The 16283-nt window shown below is 64.1% G+C and carries 15 protein-coding genes; 5 read left to right on the top strand and 10 right to left on the bottom strand.

From position 1 onward, the window contains the following. A complete protein-coding gene (locus tag NAO55_RS06060; RefSeq protein WP_102841085.1) occupies positions 1–1113 on the bottom strand; it encodes a mechanosensitive ion channel family protein in 1113 nt (370 codons plus the stop codon). Positions 1114–1315: 202 nt separating this feature from the next. On the opposite strand from NAO55_RS06060, the gene NAO55_RS06055 reads away from it, so the two are divergent. Continuing rightward, positions 1316–1846: a ferritin-like domain-containing protein gene (locus NAO55_RS06055; protein ID WP_102841086.1), complete on the top strand. Its 531-nt coding sequence runs from the start codon at positions 1316–1318 to the stop codon at positions 1844–1846. 95 nt (positions 1847–1941) lie between these two features. After that, positions 1942–2226 (top strand): DUF2061 domain-containing protein, encoded by a 285-nt coding sequence (locus NAO55_RS06050; RefSeq protein ID WP_063542291.1) that lies wholly within the window; start codon positions 1942–1944, stop codon positions 2224–2226. A gap of 11 nt (positions 2227–2237) precedes the next feature. Here NAO55_RS06050 and NAO55_RS06045 read toward each other — a convergent pair whose 3' ends face one another. Further along, positions 2238–2513 carry a DUF1652 domain-containing protein gene (locus NAO55_RS06045; protein ID WP_102841087.1) on the bottom strand — a complete coding sequence of 92 codons (276 nt, stop codon included), beginning with the start codon at positions 2511–2513 and terminating at the stop codon, positions 2238–2240. A 274-nt stretch (positions 2514–2787) separates the two neighbouring features. On the opposite strand from NAO55_RS06045, the gene NAO55_RS06040 reads away from it, so the two are divergent. The 3 genes from NAO55_RS06040 to NAO55_RS06030 all read left to right on the top strand — a co-directional run bounded on the left by NAO55_RS06040 (position 2788) and on the right by NAO55_RS06030 (position 6886). Next, the gene (locus NAO55_RS06040; RefSeq protein ID WP_063542295.1) at positions 2788–3081 is read left to right on the top strand and encodes a hypothetical protein; all 294 of its coding nucleotides are present in this window, start codon (positions 2788–2790) and stop codon (positions 3079–3081) included. Positions 3082–3108: 27 nt separating this feature from the next. Continuing rightward, entirely contained in the window at positions 3109–5676 is a 2568-nt protein-coding gene (gene ligD / locus NAO55_RS06035; RefSeq protein WP_102841088.1) for a DNA ligase D, read from the top strand. 166 nt (positions 5677–5842) lie between these two features. Further along, positions 5843–6886: a hypothetical protein gene (locus NAO55_RS06030; RefSeq protein WP_102841089.1), complete on the top strand. Its 1044-nt coding sequence runs from the start codon at positions 5843–5845 to the stop codon at positions 6884–6886. Positions 6887–7028: 142 nt separating this feature from the next. Here the strand turns inward: NAO55_RS06030 and NAO55_RS06025 are convergent, their stop codons facing one another. The 8 genes from NAO55_RS06025 to NAO55_RS05990 form a co-directional block, all read right to left on the bottom strand. Then, positions 7029–8504 (bottom strand): FAD-dependent oxidoreductase, encoded by a 1476-nt coding sequence (locus tag NAO55_RS06025; RefSeq protein ID WP_102841090.1) that lies wholly within the window; start codon positions 8502–8504, stop codon positions 7029–7031. 322 nt (positions 8505–8826) lie between these two features. Further along, positions 8827–9987 (bottom strand): DUF1615 domain-containing protein, encoded by a 1161-nt coding sequence (locus NAO55_RS06020; RefSeq protein ID WP_102841091.1) that lies wholly within the window; start codon positions 9985–9987, stop codon positions 8827–8829. 162 nt (positions 9988–10149) lie between these two features. After that, entirely contained in the window at positions 10150–10386 is a 237-nt protein-coding gene (locus NAO55_RS06015) for a DUF2790 domain-containing protein (RefSeq protein ID WP_063542305.1), read from the bottom strand. A 281-nt stretch (positions 10387–10667) separates the two neighbouring features. Beyond that, positions 10668–11603: a LysR family transcriptional regulator gene (locus NAO55_RS06010; RefSeq protein WP_102841092.1), complete on the bottom strand. Its 936-nt coding sequence runs from the start codon at positions 11601–11603 to the stop codon at positions 10668–10670. 21 nt (positions 11604–11624) lie between these two features. Further along, on the bottom strand, positions 11625–13097 hold the full coding sequence (locus NAO55_RS06005) for an efflux transporter outer membrane subunit (protein ID WP_102841093.1): 1473 nt from the start codon (positions 13095–13097) through the stop codon (positions 11625–11627). Next, a complete protein-coding gene (locus tag NAO55_RS06000) occupies positions 13094–13993 on the bottom strand; it encodes an efflux RND transporter periplasmic adaptor subunit (RefSeq protein WP_102841094.1) in 900 nt (299 codons plus the stop codon). The genes NAO55_RS06005 and NAO55_RS06000 overlap by 4 nt, the downstream gene beginning before the upstream one ends. 3 nt (positions 13994–13996) lie before the next feature. Continuing rightward, positions 13997–14200 carry a DUF1656 domain-containing protein gene (locus NAO55_RS05995; RefSeq protein WP_014820227.1) on the bottom strand — a complete coding sequence of 68 codons (204 nt, stop codon included), beginning with the start codon at positions 14198–14200 and terminating at the stop codon, positions 13997–13999. After that, positions 14197–16263: an FUSC family protein gene (locus NAO55_RS05990; protein WP_102841095.1), complete on the bottom strand. Its 2067-nt coding sequence runs from the start codon at positions 16261–16263 to the stop codon at positions 14197–14199. The genes NAO55_RS05995 and NAO55_RS05990 overlap by 4 nt, the downstream gene beginning before the upstream one ends. Positions 16264–16283: the final 20 nt, after the last annotated feature.

Below are 16283 nucleotides of genomic sequence, written 5' to 3'. Positions count from 1 at the left end.
CTATACCGGCGGCTGGCGTTCCGGCTCGACGTGCTCCGGCTGCGACATATCGACGCGCTGTTTGTGGCCTACGCTGAGGTCAGCGCGAAGCTGCGGCAGCGAGTGGGGATATTGGCGCTGGATGAACCCCAGCAGATTTTCACGGATATGGCAGCGCAGGTCCCAGTTGCGTGACGAGTCCGCCGAGCTGACCAATGCACGCAACTGGATGGATTTCTCGCTGGTGTCGGTCACCTGCAGTACGCAGACACGTCCATCCCAGAGCTCGGGAACGTCCTTGCACAGGCGGCGCAGCTCTTCGCGCAAGGGTTCGAGCGGCAACGAATAGTCGGTCCAGAGGAAGACCGTGCCGATCAGGCTGGAACCGCGGCGGGTCCAGTTCTGGAAAGGCTTTTCGATGAAGTACTGCAACGGAACCACCAGTCGCCGATCATCCCAGATCCGTACAACGACGTAGGTCCCGGTGATTTCCTCAATACGCCCCCATTCGTTCTCGACGATGACCACGTCATCCAGCCGGATCGGCTGGGTCATGGCGATCTGTACGCCGGCGATGAGGTTGGCCAGTACCGGCCGGGCAGCAAAGCCCACCGCCAGACCGGCAAGCCCGGCCGAAGCCAGCAGGCTGGCGCCGAACTGCCGCGCGCCGGGAAAGGTCATCAGCATTGCCGCAGCCCCGACCAGCAGCACGAAGAAGGCAAGGGTACGCAGCAGCACTCGCGACTGGGTCTGAATCTGGCGGGCTCGCAGGTTGTCGACCACATCTACCGGATTGCGCAGCTCGATGAAGTGCTGCAGGCCGCGCAGCGAGCGCATCACCAGCCAGGTCAGGGTGGCGATGATCAGGAGTGTGGTGACGTGGCGTGCGGCGTCGATCAACAGCAGATCGTTCGGGGCCGACGTCCATACGCCCTGCACGCCGATCAGCGGCAGCAACACCCGAATGGGCTTCTCCAGCTGTTCGGACAGCTCTCGGGTGAACAGAAAAGCCCGGGCCAGACGCAGCATCAATGCGGTCAGTAGCCGTCCAAACAGGCTCAGGACCAGCGCGACGAACAACGCTGCAACGATGGTACGCAACGCCGGCTGGCTGATGTGCTGGTCCCATTGCAGGAGGAAAGCTGGAAATTCGATGGTGGTGATCCCGTTGGCTATGTTCTGGCCCAGTGACAGACGCTGACCCGCGAAAGTTCAGGGCAGAGCAGACGGACCACCCCGGACGGATGGGCGGAACTCCTGTGCGCGTGGTGCCTCACAAATTTCAAGCGGGCTGCGAAGAAAGGCCCAGTATTCCCTGACCAGATTGGAGTGAGCCATGCAAAGTGCACAGACCGGCAACGACGTCCGTACAGAACGCCTCATCGAATGGCTGCGTGATGCGCATGCCATGGAAGCGCAGGCCGAGACCATGCTCAACAAGCAGGCCAGCCGTATCGAGCACTACCCAGAACTCAAGGCGCGAATCGAGCAGCACATCACCGAGACGCAAAACCAGGCCAAGCTGATCGAAGGCTGCCTGCAGCGTTACGACAAGTCCTATTCGGGGCTCAAGGACCTCGGCGGCAAGATGATGGCGATGGGGCAGGCCATGGGCGGGATGATGGTCAACGACGAAGTCGTCAAGGGCGCGCAGATGGGCTACGTCTTCGAAAACCTGGAGATCGCCTCGTACAAGATTCTGATTGCCGCGGCCGAGGCGGTAGGCGACGTGCAGACCAAGGAAGTCTGCGAACGCATCCTGGTCGAGGAGATTGCCATGGCTGACTGGCTGCGCGATCACCTCGCCGAACTGACCCAAGCCTATCTCACTCGCGCGGCAGAGCCGAAGGTCGAAGCCAAGCGCTGAGTTCCCACCCCGCAGGTCCGGCCGCCACAGGCCGGACCGACTCCCAACTCATTCACGGCATGCACAGCAGTCCATGCTGACGGTGGAAGCTGCCCATGAAACCACGCCCCCTGATCAAAACCCTGACCTTCGCCGTGCTGCACTTCGCCACGGCCTTCACCGTGGTCTATGCGCTGACCGGCAGCCTGGTGATAGGCGGGGCCGTCGCGCTGATCGAGCCGTTGTGCAATACCCTGGTGTTCTATCTGCACGAGCGGGCCTGGCAGCGCTTCGGTCGGCAGAAAGCGTCCCACTCCTACAGCTACGGCCATGATGTCTTCCTCCGGTACATGAGCCGTGGGCAGCGTGGCGCCAATCGTGCGGCGCGCTCATCGCGCTGATTGCCAACCGCTCACTTCACCGTCTCGAAGCGGCCGCCTTCGCTCGGTAGCGTGCTGCGGGTCGCGTGCATCTCTATGCGCAGCTCCTGAGCCAGGCGCACCAGATTGGCTGCGTCACGGCACTGGTCATAGGAAATACCGAGCACGGTCAGCTCTTCGTTCGGCGGTTCGTGAAAAAGGCGCACGCTGAGCGAGCTGTCGGTTTCATCGCGTACCTCGCAATGAAACGGGCGCAGGTAGGTGTGCAGAATGACTTCGATCTTGAACAGAGGAAGACGCGTATCCATAAATCCTCCCTAGCTAAGGAGGGTGACTGAAGCGCAGTACGGCGTTCGCTGCGCACCCCTGGTTTTGCGACGTCTCTCAACCGTAGCAGCCTGATCCCGGTTGTAAATGCGGCGATCTGTCCATCGATGGGATTAGCTCGCGCAGAGGCTCTAGCGCGCCGAATCTCACCACCACCGCTCATCGGAACTTCCCTCGTCGCGGCGCTTGTCGCTGGCTGAACTCATACCGGCAGAGGATGACCAAATTAAGTACGCAGCCTCGCCGGAGACCGAAATGAACAAACTACTGCTTGCGACATTACTCAGCGCATTGGTCGTGACACCAGCCGTCGCACAGTTTCCTGCCGGTACCCCGCGGGACGATACCGGGTCGCGTCCGAGCCCGATGGGCAACCCCACGCCGCAAGAAAAAGTCGAAACCCGCAAGGACCAGCAGGGAAGGACGGTCACCGAGGATGGTCGCCTGGTGGTGCCGCAGCCCGGCGAGGAGAAATCCACCGATCCCGCGCGTCATTCGGCCCCTGGTGGCCCCAATGACACGTCGACGGATGCCGGCAAGCTGGAATGACCCCTGCTTTCGACGCGGAGCTCAGCCATGGCGCTCGACGACTACCAACGCATGCGCGACTTCGCCGCCACGCCGGAACCCGCTGGCAAGGCGCGGCCGAAATCGCGCAAGAGCCAGACTCTGCAGTACTGCATCCAAAAGCATGACGCGACGCGCCTGCACTACGACTTTCGCCTGGAACTGGATGGCACGCTGAAGAGTTGGGCGATTCCCAAAGGGCCGAGCCTGGATCCGAGCGTGCGCAGGCTGGCGGTGCACGTGGAAGACCATCCGCTGGAGTACGCCACCTTCGAGGGGCATATCCCCGAAGGGCATTACGGCGCCGGCGATGTGATCGTCTGGGATCGGGGCGTGTGGAAACCGCAGGGCGATCCGCAGGAGGGTTACCGCAAGGGCAAGCTGAAGTTCAGTCTCGAGGGCGAAAAGCTCGCTGGCAGCTGGAACCTGGTCCGCACGCGGATGGACGGAAAAAAAGAACAGTGGTTCCTGATCAAGTCGCGTGACGAGGCGGCGCGCGAGGAGGGCGACTACGACATCGTCGCCGCCGAACCCGATAGCGTGCTCAGCGACCGAACCCTGGTGCCGCGCAAGCGTGGCGCAGCCAAGGCGCGGATCGCCGAAGCGCCGGCCAAGCCGGTCAAGGCACCGGCGAAGAAGCGTCGAACGGGGCAGCAGAAGGCGGCAGTCACTCTGGAAGGCGCGGTCCCGGCTGAGCTGCCGGAGAGTTTCAAGCCACAGCTGGCTACCCTGGTCGATTCGGTGCCCGCCGGCGACTGGCGCTACGAGATCAAGTTCGACGGCTACCGCATGCTCGCGCGCATCGATTCCGGTGAAGTCAGGCTGTTCACCCGCAACGGCCACGACTGGACGGCGAAAATGCCCCAGCAGGCCGCAGCACTGGCCGGACTGGGCCTGGAGTCGGGTTGGCTGGACGGTGAGGTGGTGGTGCCGAACGAGGAGGGCACCCCGGATTTTCAGGCGCTGCAGAACGCATTCGAAGCCGGCCGCAGCGGCAACATTCTCTACTATCTGTTCGACATGCCCTACCTGAACGGCATGGACCTGCGTCAGGTACCGCTGGAGCAGCGCCGGTCGGCACTGCATGAGGTTCTGCAAGGTAGTGACAGTGAGTTGCTGCGTTTTTCCGAGGACTTCACCGAGCAGCCCGACAGCATTCTGGAAAGCGCCTGCCAGATGAAGCTCGAAGGCCTGATCGGCAAGCGCGTCGGCAGCAGCTACACCTCCCGGCGCAGCAGCAGCTGGGTGAAGATCAAATGCAGCAACCGGCAGGAATTCATCATCGTCGGCTACACCCAGCCCAAGGGCACCCGCACCGGTTTCGGCGCGCTGCTGCTCGGTCTGCACGATGACAAGGGCGAGCTGCGTTACGCCGGCAAGGTCGGCACCGGCTTCACCCATGCAACCCTGCAGAGTCTGCACAAAAAGCTGCGGAAGCTGGAAAGCGATGAAAGCCCGCTGGCCAAGGCGCCGCCGGCCGCCGATGCGCGTGGCGCGCAGTGGCTGGAGCCGAAGCTGATGTGCGAGGTGGCGTTCGCCGAGATGACCCGCCAGGGCGTGGTGCGTCATTCGGTGTTTCATGGCTTGCGCTCTGACAAGCCGGCGAAAGCGATTACCCATGAGCGACCCAAGGCGGCCGCCAAGCCTGGAGCGGCCGGCACGCGCGGCAGGACTGATCCCATCGCCCGCGGGCGCATCAAGATCTCCAATCCCGACCGCGTCATCGACCCCAGCAGTGGGACCACCAAGATCGAGTTGGCCCGCTTCTACGCGCAGATCGCACCTTGGGCCCTGCCGCAACTCAAGGCCCGCCCGCTGGCTTTGGTGCGCGCACCGGAAGGGATCAGCGGTGAGCTGTTCTTCCAGAAACATGCCGACAAGCTGGCCATCCCGCATATCACGCAGCTCGACCCTGCACTCGACCCGAAGCATGGCGCGCTGCTGGTGATCGACAACGCCGAAGCACTGGTCGGTGCGGCGCAGATGGGCACCGTCGAACTGCACAGTTGGAATGCCGTGGCGCCAGACCTTGAGCACCCGGACCGTTTCGTCCTCGACCTCGACCCGGATCCCGCGCTGCCTTGGAAACGCATGATCGAAGCGACACAGCTGACGCAGACCCTGCTGGACGAGATCGGCCTGGTTTCGTTTCTAAAGACCAGCGGAGGGAAGGGCATGCACATCATCGTGCCCCTCGACCCCGTGCACGAGTGGAGTGAGGCCAAGCGCTTCAGCCAGGCCATCGCCCAGCACATGGCCAAACTGCTACCTGGGCACTTCTCGGCTGTCAGCGGACCGAAGAACCGGGTCGGCCGCATCTTCATCGATTACCTGCGCAACAGCCGCGGCGCCAGTACCGTCGCCCCATATTCGGTGCGTGCACGAGAAGACCTGCCGGTTTCCGTGCCCATCCATCGCGACGAGCTGGCGGACCTCAAGGGCGCCAACCTCTGGACCGTGCGCAATCTGCTGGAACGCCTGGAGCAACTGGGCGACGACGATCCCTGGGCAGAGATGCCGCGGACCAGGCAGACCATCACCGCGCAAATGCGCGAGCGTCTCGGCATGTCGACTTAAGCCGCCGTTGGTCTAAACGCCGGTTGCTCTACACCGACAGGGCGATACCCGGGTGACGCCACTGGGCGAACAATCTGCGCGTTCAGGGGAGCGGTAGCGGTGAGGGAGGCGCCAGACAAGGCCAGCATGATGTCGGCCAACACCAGTATTCGAAGGAGTGTCCTGCATGTTCGCGCATAAACCGCTTATCGCCTGCATTCTGCTCGGCTCGCTGCCGGGCCTGGCTTTGGCACAGGCTGAAACCATCCAGACCGGAAACGACAACGAAATCATCCTCGACCAGAGTGGCGTCTCGAATTCGGCTACCCAGTTACAGATGGGCACGCTGAACTGGTCCCGTGTCGTCCAGGACGGCGACAACAACCTCGCGTTAACCGACCAGCGCGGCTACGCGCTGCAGGCGCAGATCGTCCAGACCGGCAGCCAAAACCAGGCCAGCGTCTACCAGGCCAACCTGGATTACAGCAGCGTTGCGCAGATCGATCAGCTGGGCACGGCCAACCTCGTCGAACTGGTGCAGCAGGATGGCAATGGCAACTATGCCACGCTCCACCAGCGGGGCGCGGGCAACGTGCAGCAGGTTGACCAGACCTTCTATGTCAACTCCCTGGATGCCCGTTCAGAGGGCAACGACAATCTGATCGAGGTGGTGCAGAACGGTGGCGGAAGTGCGCAGCTGAGCCAGCTGGGAAATGGCAACCGTCTGGATATCCTCCAGGAATCGCCGGCCTACGGCTCTTCGGCCCGGGTAACCCAGGACGGCGATTTCAACCAGGCGGCGGTGACGCAGATCGGCGGGCGCTACTACACCGGCGAGGTGCGGTTGGTGCAGCGCGGCGACTCCAACAGTGCCGACGTGACGCAATGGGCGGGCTTCAGCACCGTGGAGTACACCCAGGAGGGTGCCGGCAACGAGCTTAACGCATGGCAGGGTACGCGCAGCGGCCTCATCAGCGGCAGCTCTGTGGGCAACGACAACCGCGTCAACATCAGCCAGGGTTACGATGGCCCAGTGCTCGAGATTGCGCAGACCGGTTCGGCCAACGAAATCGATGTGGTGCAGGATGCCGCCTATGGCACGGCTTCAATCAGCCAGACCGGCGATGCCAATGTCGCCGTGCTCAATCAGCTGACGGAATTCGCCGCGCCACCGAGCGCCGCCATCATCCAGAACGGCACTGGCAACAGCACGTCGATCACTCAGCGCTAGCAGGTAGTTTTGCAACGGCCTGATAGAGCGACGGCAAGCGCGACTATCAGATGGTCGCGCTGCGTTCATGGAACGCCGCGTACGGCTTGTGCTGCACAGCGACAGCAGGCGTCAGCGGCGAAGAGTTCGCCCGGGTGCACATTCAGAGCGACCTTGCTGCCAGCGGTTCGATGGCCGGGCCGTGTATGACCTCGCCGTCAGCCTGGAAGATCGAGCCATGGCACGGACAATCCCAGGTACGGTCGGCGTTGTTCCAGGTCACGTTGCAGCCCATGTGTGTGCATGCGGCGGATACGGCGTGCAGGATGCCAGCGTCGTCGCGCCATACCGCGAGCTTTTCGTCGCCGCGTGTGACCACACCGCCTTCGCCCGGCGCAATGGAATCCAGGTCGTCGACCAGTGAGTGACTGTCGCTGCTCTGGTTGAAGTCATCCGGGGAAGGCCGATTAGGATCGTAAAGATGCTTCCACGGACGGCGTCCGGTGATGATCTGCCGCGCGATGCCAAGCCCTGCGGCGGTGCCGTTGCTGATACCCCAGCCGTTGAAGCCGGTAGCGACGAACAGGCCGGGCGACTGCTCGCGATCCGGCTCACCGACATAGGCCATCCGGTCAGCGGTGTCGTAATCCTCATTGCACCAGCTCCACACCGCTTCGCCCACTGGCAGGTTGCGCTGTGCCCAGTGTTCAAGATCGACGAAGCGTTGGGCGACGTTGCCATCCTGGCCGGTCCTGAAGCGCGGGCCGAGGACAATGAAGAGCAGGCCTTCGTCATCTCGCGCCATGCGAACCGAGTGAGTCGGCTCGTCGACTCCGATGAACATGCCCTCCAGCCGCGCGCCGGCCTGCGGGCGAAAAGCCATGGCCACATGGCAGCGCGGCTGGGTCGGACTGACGAGGTCGACCGGTGTTTCGACCGGCATGTGCGTAGCGAGAATCACCTGGTCGGCTTCCACGCTCCCATTGTCGAAACCGACGCGCCAGCGTTCCTGGCGTTCGAAACTCTTCGCGCGGGTGTGCTGGTGGATTCGCCCACCGCGCGCCTGCAGCGTATTGGCAAGGCCGATCAGGTAGCGGGTCGGGTTGAACTGCGCCTGGTCGGGGAATTCCAGTGCGCCAGCGGTGGCGAAGGGCAGCGGCGGCTGGTCGACCACGCGCGCGGCAAAGCCCAGGCGGCGCGCCGCTTCGGCTTCCTCTTCGATGGCTGACCGCCAATCGGCGGAGCAGGCGTAAGCGAAGGCGGACTGCCTTTGGTAGTCGCAGTCGATGGAGTGGCTCGTGATCCAGTGGCGAATCCGCTCCACCGCCTCACGGTTGGCGTCCGCGTAGCACTGTGCCAACTCCTGGCCGAAGGTATCGATCAGGTAGCGGTAGATCAGCGCATGCTGGGTGGTGACCTTCGCGGTGGAGCGTCCGGTGACCTGGCCACCCACTTCACGCGCCTCGAGCACAACCACGGACTTGCCGGCTTCGCACAACGTCATGGCAGCGCTCAACCCGACAATGCCGGCGCCAATCACCACCACATCGCACTGACTGTCGCCGGTCAGAGGCGGAAAATTGCCTGGCGGCGCGCTGGCGCTCCAACAGCATTCAGGGATGGCGGATAGGGCAGGCATGGCAAGCTCCTTGTCGGCTGGGTCGATGGCTGTCCAGGTTCGCTACCGTTGCAGCAACGGTGGCGCGGCGCCCGGCACGGTGGCTGCCGGGCAGAGCGTGTGCGAAACATCAAGACCTAGGCAGTAGAACGACTCGCTCCGGTCAGGTTCCTGACCATCGGGCAGGGCATCAATGCGCAGCGGTTGGCTGCCGCGGATAGACCCGTGTTTCGTCAGCCGTTGTTCACGGGATGAGGGGGTCGCGACGCCGCGGTAGTATCGAAACAGACGTCTCAGCGGGTCATGGGTGTCGTCGTGCACCGCTGGTCAGCGAGTGCGCACACTAGCTGCGGGCGCGCTTCATGCACGCGAGATGCCGGTCATTGACCCGGTTGGCGAACCAGGCGGTGGTCAGATTGCGGGTGATCTTCGGGCTTTCCAGCCGGATTCCCGGCAGCACCGCCCGAGGCAAAGGCTTGCCGGCGCGCTTTTCGGCCAGTGCGAAAACCTTTTCATACAGGTCGGTTTCCTCGAAACCATGGCTGTCGCCGCGCTCCAGCGCGTTGCGAATCGCCGTCTCGCTCATGTCCAGCTTGCCGGCGAGCGCGCGAACCGCACGCTCGGTCTGACCGGCCTTGCTGCTGCCATGAATGATCAGATCGCCGTCGAGGGCCAGTTTGATGCCACTGGCACGGCTGACTGCGGCCTGAAACGCGGCGTTGCGGCTGGCGTACCAGCCGGCATTGAAGTCGGCGAAGCGGTACAGCGGTTCGCGATAGCTGGTCGGGTAGTCGAGCAGGTGGGCGATGCCGAAATACATGCCACCGCGGCGCGTGAAGACTTCGTCGCGAATCGAGCCTTGCCGTTCATAGGGGTAGGTCCATCGGCGGTCTTCGGCAAAGGCGATGCTGACCTGCATCGGGCCGCCGGTCTTGACCGGGTTGAGCGTGCCGAACAACTGCTTGCCGAGCGGCATGATGCCGAGGAAATCATCGAAGATTGCACTCAACTGCTCTTCGGTGCGCACCGCCGCAATACGCTGGCTATAGGTCTTGCCGTTGGGCGACTTCACGTCCAGCGCCGCATCCACCACGAACCGCGGGACGTGCAGGCGGCCGGCACGTCGGTAGATCTCCTCTCGCGCGATCTTCGCCAGGCCGGGCACCGGCGGGGTCGCCTGGAACGTCGATTCCTGCACCGTCACGGCCAATACCGAGCAGATGTTTTCATCGTTCGGCGGAATATCCAGCGCATCGAAGGCTGAGTAGATGTCCCGAGCCCAACCCTGACGATCGGGAATGTCGGCGGGGATCAGGCGAACGATCTTGGCGCGGACTTCTTCCGGCTTGGGCGCCGGCGTCTCCGGCTGCTGGGAGCCACAACCGGTAAGCCCGAGCAACGCCGCTGCGGCGATTGCCGACAGGAACGAGCGGGTGTTGCGAGGTACTGCTCGGGTAGCGGCAGGGCGGTACGCCGTGCGGCAGGTGGAGATCGGAATGGTCATGCGGTCCTGAATGTAATGAGCCCTGGGGCTCGGACAGTAAAACAGCCGAAACCGTTCTGCCTCATTCAGAAACCGCTTGCCGGACACGGGCGTGCACCTGGCCCGTCCATGAGCCAGCGCTACGACGCGCGGTTATTGGCGGATCGGATACGCCACAAGGACCTAGAAATCGTGGCAGTCCGGGCCCTGGCGCAGGTAGGTGGTTTCGTGGGTTTCACCCTTGGAATCCACATAGGTCATCCGGGCCGTCACGACCTCGCAGCCGCCGGCAGGCACGTCTATCGAAATCACCTCGGCGATGTCCAGTGTGTCGCCATATTTATAAGGCTTGGCTTCATCGGCGGCATACGCCAGCTGGGCACTGAGTGCCAGGCCGGCAATCCAGATCAGTTTGTTCACAGGTAACCTCCAGAGCGCTGCGAGCCCAGGTCGCTGTGACAGAGGCGAAGGCAGCTTCTTGCGTGCAGCACCTGCCGGATGGCAGACGCCGGGAAATAAACGAGGCTGCCACGAGGGAAGGCAGCCAAAGGTGGCAGGACGATCGATCGAAGGAGCGCTCGACCGACGAAGGAGCGGTCTGGCTTCTAACGTCCGTTGCCACCCGACAATGTTAGTGACCGACCAGCAGCGGAAAAACCGCACCAGCGGTGAAGCACCTTTATCCGCTGCGCAACAATCGATCAGGCCCAATGCGACGGGTCCTGCAGGATGCGGTGGTAGCCGGCTAATGCGCGCGGCAGCTCCAGCGCGAGAAAGTCGACCCAGGTCTTGATCTTCGCGTCGAGAAAACGCCGGGACGGGTAGAGCGCGTGGATCTGCTTTTCCTGCAGACGATAGCGGGGCAACAGGCGCAGCAGTGCGCCACGCTGCAGGGCCGGCGCCGCGACATAGTCGGGCAGCAGGCAGATGCCCATGCCGGCTTCTGCTGCGCTGGCCATGGCTTCAGCCACGTTGACCTTGAACGCTTCGCCTGGGCGAATCACATCTTCGGCACCGTCTGCGATGAAGCGCCATTCATCCGCGAAGACCGGGTCCGCCAGACGCAGACAGCGGTGCTGTTGCAGGTCGCGCGGTCGCTGCGGCACGCCATGCTGCTGGAGATAGCCGGGCGCCGCGCAGACAACATTGCCAACCTCGCCCAGTCTCTGGGCGATCAACTCGGAATCCGGCAGCTCGCGGGACAGCGTAATGATGACGTCGAGTCCGGCTTCCAGCAGATCGGGCTGGTGTTGCGAAAGTGTCAGGTCGAGGCTGACTTCGGGGTAGCGCTCAGCGTATCTCCCAGCCAGTCCGGCCAGTAGCTGGATGCCCAGCCCCGTTGTCGAGTGCACGCGCAGGCGCCCGCGCGGGGTCAGATGGGCCCCGCAGGCTTCCTCCTGTGCCTGGTCCAGCTGCGCCAGGATCTCGCGCGATCGTTCGAGAAAACGTGCGCCGACCTCGGTCAGCGCCAACCGCCGCGTGGTGCGGTTGAGCAGGCGCGCGTGGAGGTGGTTCTCCAGCTCCGCCACCAGGCGGGAAACCTGCGCGGTGGACGTGTCGGCCAGCTTCGCCGCGGCGGTGAAGCTGCCGGCGTCGACTACCCGGACGAATACCCGCATCGCTTGCAGCATGTCCATCGAGTAAGGCCTCTCTGTGGGTTATTGGCCAGGCACGCCCGGCGATGGATTTTCAGCGTGCGCCGATGCGGTTTGCGTGCCTTGCCAGCCGCCGCCCAGCGCGAGGAACAGGTTCACCTGATCCTGCGAAAGCTGGGCCTGGGATGCCGCCAGGGCGGCCTCGGCCGTTGCCAGGGTGCGCTCGGCGTCGAGGCTGTCGAGATAGGCCAGTCGGCCTTCCTGGTACAACCGGCGTGTGTGGTCCGCGGCGGCTCGCGCGGCATCGCGTGCTTCGCCCAGCGCCTGGTCACGATGCAGGTCGTGAGCGTAGTGCGTGAGCAGGGTCTGGGTTTCGCGCAACGCGTCGAGCACGACGCCATCGAAGCGGGCGAGGGCGGCAGCGGCTCCGGCCTCGGTGGCGCGAATGCGCGCGCGATCAACCCGGGTCGGAAAATGCCAGCTGATCGACGGGCCGAATTCCCAGCGACGGGTTACCGGATTACCGAGGTGTTCGAGCATTCCGGTGTAACCGGCCGCAGCGCCGAGACTGACCTGCGGATACATCATCGCCGTGGCGACGCCGATCTGTGCCGTAGCGGAGGCGAGTGCGCGCTCGGCCGCCCGGATGTCCGGGCGGCGCTTGAGCAGGGCTGTGCCATCACCCAACGGAATCGCCTGGCGCAGCTGAGGTGCGTGACTGCAGGCGGTAACCGTCTCGGGAAGGGCTCCGGGCGTGCGGCCGAGCAGGGCGGCGAGCTGATACAACGCGGCTGCCTTCTTCGCTTCGAATGGCGGCAACTCGGCACGCAGGGCCTCCAGCTGGGCGCGGGCGCGGGCCACATCGACTTCGTTGCCACGACCGCCCACGAACAGGCGCTCTGCGACATCCAGCTGTCGCTGCTGAATCGCCAGTGAATGCTCCGCTATCGTCAGCTCCTCACTGGCATGACAGGCCGTCATGTAGCTGCGTACCACCCCGGCCACGGCAGTTATGCGGGCCGTGTCGAGCAGCGCGGCACTGGCGTCGGCATCGGCTCCCGCTGCTTCCGCGGCGCGATGCAGCTGACCGAACAGATCGAGCTGGTAACCCACGCTGAGGCCGGCGTCGGCGAGGTTCATCACTGGAAGTTTTTCCTCCAGGGCCAGGGCTTCGCTGGACAGCTGGCCGCGTGCAACCGAGCCGTTGCCGCCGACCACGACCTCCTGCGCGTGGTGCGCCATCTGGAAGCCTTCATAGGCGCGACGCAGGTTGTGATACGCCTGGCGCACGTCGGCATTGCCAATCAGGGCTTCACTCACCAGCCGATCGAGCGTCGGGTCGTCATAGAGCTGCCACCAGTCGTCCGGCAGCGGCGCCTGTTCGACCCGCTCGTTGCCGGCCAGATCGAAGGGTTTCTGCGCAGCAGCCTGCAAGGCCACGGCTTGGTCTGGCACGCGGTAGTCCGGGCCCACCGCGCTGCATGCGGCGAGCAGCGCAGTAAGAGCGAACGGCAGTGCGTATGCCGCGCGGCTCATTGGCTGACCGTCGCCGATGTGTCGCGCGACCACGGCAGCACGGACAGCGTCGCCGTACGGCCAACCACCAAGCGGATGTCGCTCTGCTGGCCGTCGTCCAGCACAACGCGAACCGGAATTCGCTGCGCCAGGCGCACCCAGTTGAAGCTCGGGTCGATATTGGGCAGCAGCGAGTTGCCGCGCACACGGTCGCGATCCTCGATGCCTGCGGCGATGCTCTGCACATGGCCACGCAGATGCTGCGCTTCGCCCATGATGTGGATGTCCACCGGCTGCCCGATCTCGATGGCGTGCAGCTTGGTTTCTTCGAAGTAGCCTTCGACGCGCAGTGAATTCGTATCGACGATCGACAGTACCGGCGTACCGGTTTTCACGTAATCGCCCACGCGCATCGTCTGGTCGCCGAGATAGCCATCCACCGGGCTGAGCACGGTGGTGCGTTCGAGATCCAGACGCGCCACGCCGAGGGCGGCCTCAGCCGTGGCCAGGGCGGCAGCGGCGCGCTTGACCTGGGTGTCGCCGATTTCCACGGTTTCCGCAGCGATCAGGTCTTTCAGCACCCGATTGCGCTTGGCTTCGCGTTGCGCCTGGTCCAGCTGCGCGCGGCGCTCGAGCACTGTGGCGCGGGCTTCGTCGACCGCCAGTTCGAAGCGTGCCCGGTCGATCACGAACAGTACCTGGCCGCGGCTGACCTTCTGGTTGTCGCGCACGTGCAGTTCGGTCACCAGCCCGGAAACATCCGGTGCGACCTGAATGATGTCGGCGTGCACGTGGCCGTCGCGGGTCCAGGGTGCCTCCATGTAGTAGTCCCACAGGTGCAGGCTGACGACGACGGCGATGACGACCGCCAGCAGGGTCAGCAGCACCGAGCCGGCGGCGGGTATCCATTTCTTCACGATTCACATCCGGGGAAGGAGATTGAACAGAGCCCCGAGCACGATGATGTACAGGGCGAGGTTGAACAGCGGCGGATGCCAGACCCAGCGGTAGAAGCCTGTACGCTGCAGCACGGTGGCGAGCAGGCTCTTGATGCCATAGGCGGCCAGCATGGCAACCAGCAGGACCGGCACATAGACGCCGTACACATCGAGGTGACCGGTCATGCGTGCGCTCCAGCGGGGGAGAGGCCGGCTGCGGGTGGCGGGCCTCCCGGTGCGGCACGCACGCTGGCCGATGCGTCGGCGAAAAGCGCCAGCCGCAAGCCGTGCACCACCTGCGCCGCCTGGTGTGCGATAGGCGAAGCATCGCGCTGCAGATCCAGCAATGCGGCCTCAAGGGCGTCGTGTAAGGGCTCCGGTGCCGGCAGTTGGCTACGCGCGGTGGCGCAGGCAAGGAAATGCGCGCGGATCATGCCCAGCACCGGCTCCAGCTTCTGCTCGATGGCGGGCGCCGGCCGCAGTTCACGCAGTTCCAGCAGGCGAAAACCGACACGCAGCTCGCGCGTGGCGTCATTCAGCGCCAGGCGATCGTCATCCAGCTGAGCCAGGCGTGGCAGCAGCTGGGCGATACGGTCGATGAAACTCGAGGCATCATCGGCTTCGTTGCGCCAACGTCGCAGGTCTGCCAGCGCCGCCAGGCTCAGCCAGCCGTGGCGTACCAATCGCCGCGCAGCCCAGAGCGTACCGAACGGCCGGGTCAGGCGGGCCCAGACGAAGGCGAAGAGCACGCCCAGCGCAGTGGACAGCGCGATGTCGGCAAACAGCTGGAAATCGGCGCGGTAGCTGTCCTGAAGGGTGATGTTGGAGATCGTCTGCACCGCAATCACGATCACTGTCCCGGCGTGTTGCGGTCGACCGGCGAGGGTGCCGAGCAACAGCAGCGGCAAGGCGAGCAGGATGGCCAGGCTGCCGAAATCGTGCACGTTGGGCATCAACGCGAAGAGGTAGACGCCGGCAGCCGTGGAGGAAATGAGCGTGGCGACCAGAAACGACTTGATGAACGGCGCCGGATTGTCCTGACTGGCGAAGAAACAGCCTGCCACCGCGGCGATGAACACGCCGCTATAGCCGTGCTCCCAACCGGAAACGAACCACAGCATACTCAGGCAGAAAACCGACAGCGCTACCGAAGCCGCGGTGAATGCCAGTAGGCCGTAGTCATAGTGGCGTGGCCAGCCGACCAGCTGCTGTACGTGATAGCGCAGCGCCGGTGCCGCCTCGGGATGGCCCTCATGGAACTGCTGGTAGAGGTCGAGGCAGTCCTGCCACAGGTCGATCAACGCGCCTAGCTGGCGCAGGCCGCTGTCGATCGCCAGGGCATGCGCCGGATGGCTGTCGCCCAGCCAGGCTGCTAGCTGCAGGCTGCGCTCGCGCAGATGCTCGCCGTGCCCAGCCTCGGCATCGGACTGAATCCAGCGATCCACCTCCTGCAGGTAATCCACCAGTTCCGGCAGCAAGCCCTGTAGCTCAGCCTGAAGCCGGTGCAGCGAGTCCGCGGTGGAGATCAGCTGCGGCATCAACATCGCCATGCGCGCGCGAAATTCGCGAGCATGGACGGTGGAGAGATGACTGCTGCTGTCGTGGCTCAGATGGCTGATCATTGCGTCCAACCCCATCACATCCACCAGCAGCGCATTCAGCGCACGCTGGTCGGCTTCGCCCAGGTGCTGGGTGTTGAGCATCCGGCTGACGGCACCACGCCCATCGCGCAACAGCAGGTGCATCTTCGCCGCGAGGGTCGGCGCGATGCGGCTGGGAAACAGCACGGCGTTCACCACGCTGGCGCAGACGATACCGAGCAGAATCTCCTCGGAACGCGCCAGGGCGACATCGAAGATGGTCGCTGGGTGATTGACCTCGGCGAGGCTGATCAGCGGCACCGTATAGGCGGCGAGTAGAAAAATGTAGCTGCGTGGCGAGCGGTCCAGCAATGAGAGAAAGAGCAGGGCGCCGATCCACAGCGAGATCGCCAGGCTCAGCATCACCGGTTGCTGAGCGAACGTCGGCAGAAGCACGACCGATGCGGCTGCCCCGAGCAATGTGCCCAGCGCGCGATAGATCGCTTTCGAACGTGTCGCCCCGGACAGCGGATGCGACACGACGTAAACCGAGGCCATGGCCCAGTAAGGGTTTTCCAGCGGCATCGCCAGTGCGATGTACAGCGCAAGCAAGGCGGCAATCAGCGCCTTGGCCGAAAACAGCCATTCGCGCCAGTTCGGCATATTCATAGAGTTCGTTTTTTGGGGCG

Source organism: Stutzerimonas frequens, assembly GCF_024448335.1.
Lineage (GTDB): Bacteria > Pseudomonadota > Gammaproteobacteria > Pseudomonadales > Pseudomonadaceae > Stutzerimonas > Stutzerimonas frequens.
This window is presented reverse-complemented; position numbering and strand designations above follow the sequence as displayed.

Bases quoted from the DNA above. Each gene is read 5' to 3' on its own strand.
- NAO55_RS06055 (WP_102841086.1), top strand. From the start codon at position 1,316: ATGCAAAGTGCACAGACCGGCAACGACGTCCGTACAGAACGCCTCATC.
- NAO55_RS06050 (WP_063542291.1), top strand. From the start codon at position 1,942: ATGAAACCACGCCCCCTGATCAAAACCCTGACCTTCGCCGTGCTGCAC.
- NAO55_RS06045 (WP_102841087.1), bottom strand. From the start codon at position 2,513: ATGGATACGCGTCTTCCTCTGTTCAAGATCGAAGTCATTCTGCACACC.
- NAO55_RS06040 (WP_063542295.1), top strand. From the start codon at position 2,788: ATGAACAAACTACTGCTTGCGACATTACTCAGCGCATTGGTCGTGACA.
- ligD (WP_102841088.1), top strand. From the start codon at position 3,109: ATGGCGCTCGACGACTACCAACGCATGCGCGACTTCGCCGCCACGCCG.
- NAO55_RS06030 (WP_102841089.1), top strand. From the start codon at position 5,843: ATGTTCGCGCATAAACCGCTTATCGCCTGCATTCTGCTCGGCTCGCTG.
- NAO55_RS06025 (WP_102841090.1), bottom strand. From the start codon at position 8,504: ATGCCTGCCCTATCCGCCATCCCTGAATGCTGTTGGAGCGCCAGCGCG.
- NAO55_RS06020 (WP_102841091.1), bottom strand. From the start codon at position 9,987: ATGACCATTCCGATCTCCACCTGCCGCACGGCGTACCGCCCTGCCGCT.
- NAO55_RS06010 (WP_102841092.1), bottom strand. From the start codon at position 11,603: ATGGACATGCTGCAAGCGATGCGGGTATTCGTCCGGGTAGTCGACGCC.
- NAO55_RS06005 (WP_102841093.1), bottom strand. From the start codon at position 13,097: ATGAGCCGCGCGGCATACGCACTGCCGTTCGCTCTTACTGCGCTGCTC.
- NAO55_RS05995 (WP_014820227.1), bottom strand. From the start codon at position 14,200: ATGACCGGTCACCTCGATGTGTACGGCGTCTATGTGCCGGTCCTGCTG.
- NAO55_RS05990 (WP_102841095.1), bottom strand. From the start codon at position 16,263: ATGAATATGCCGAACTGGCGCGAATGGCTGTTTTCGGCCAAGGCGCTG.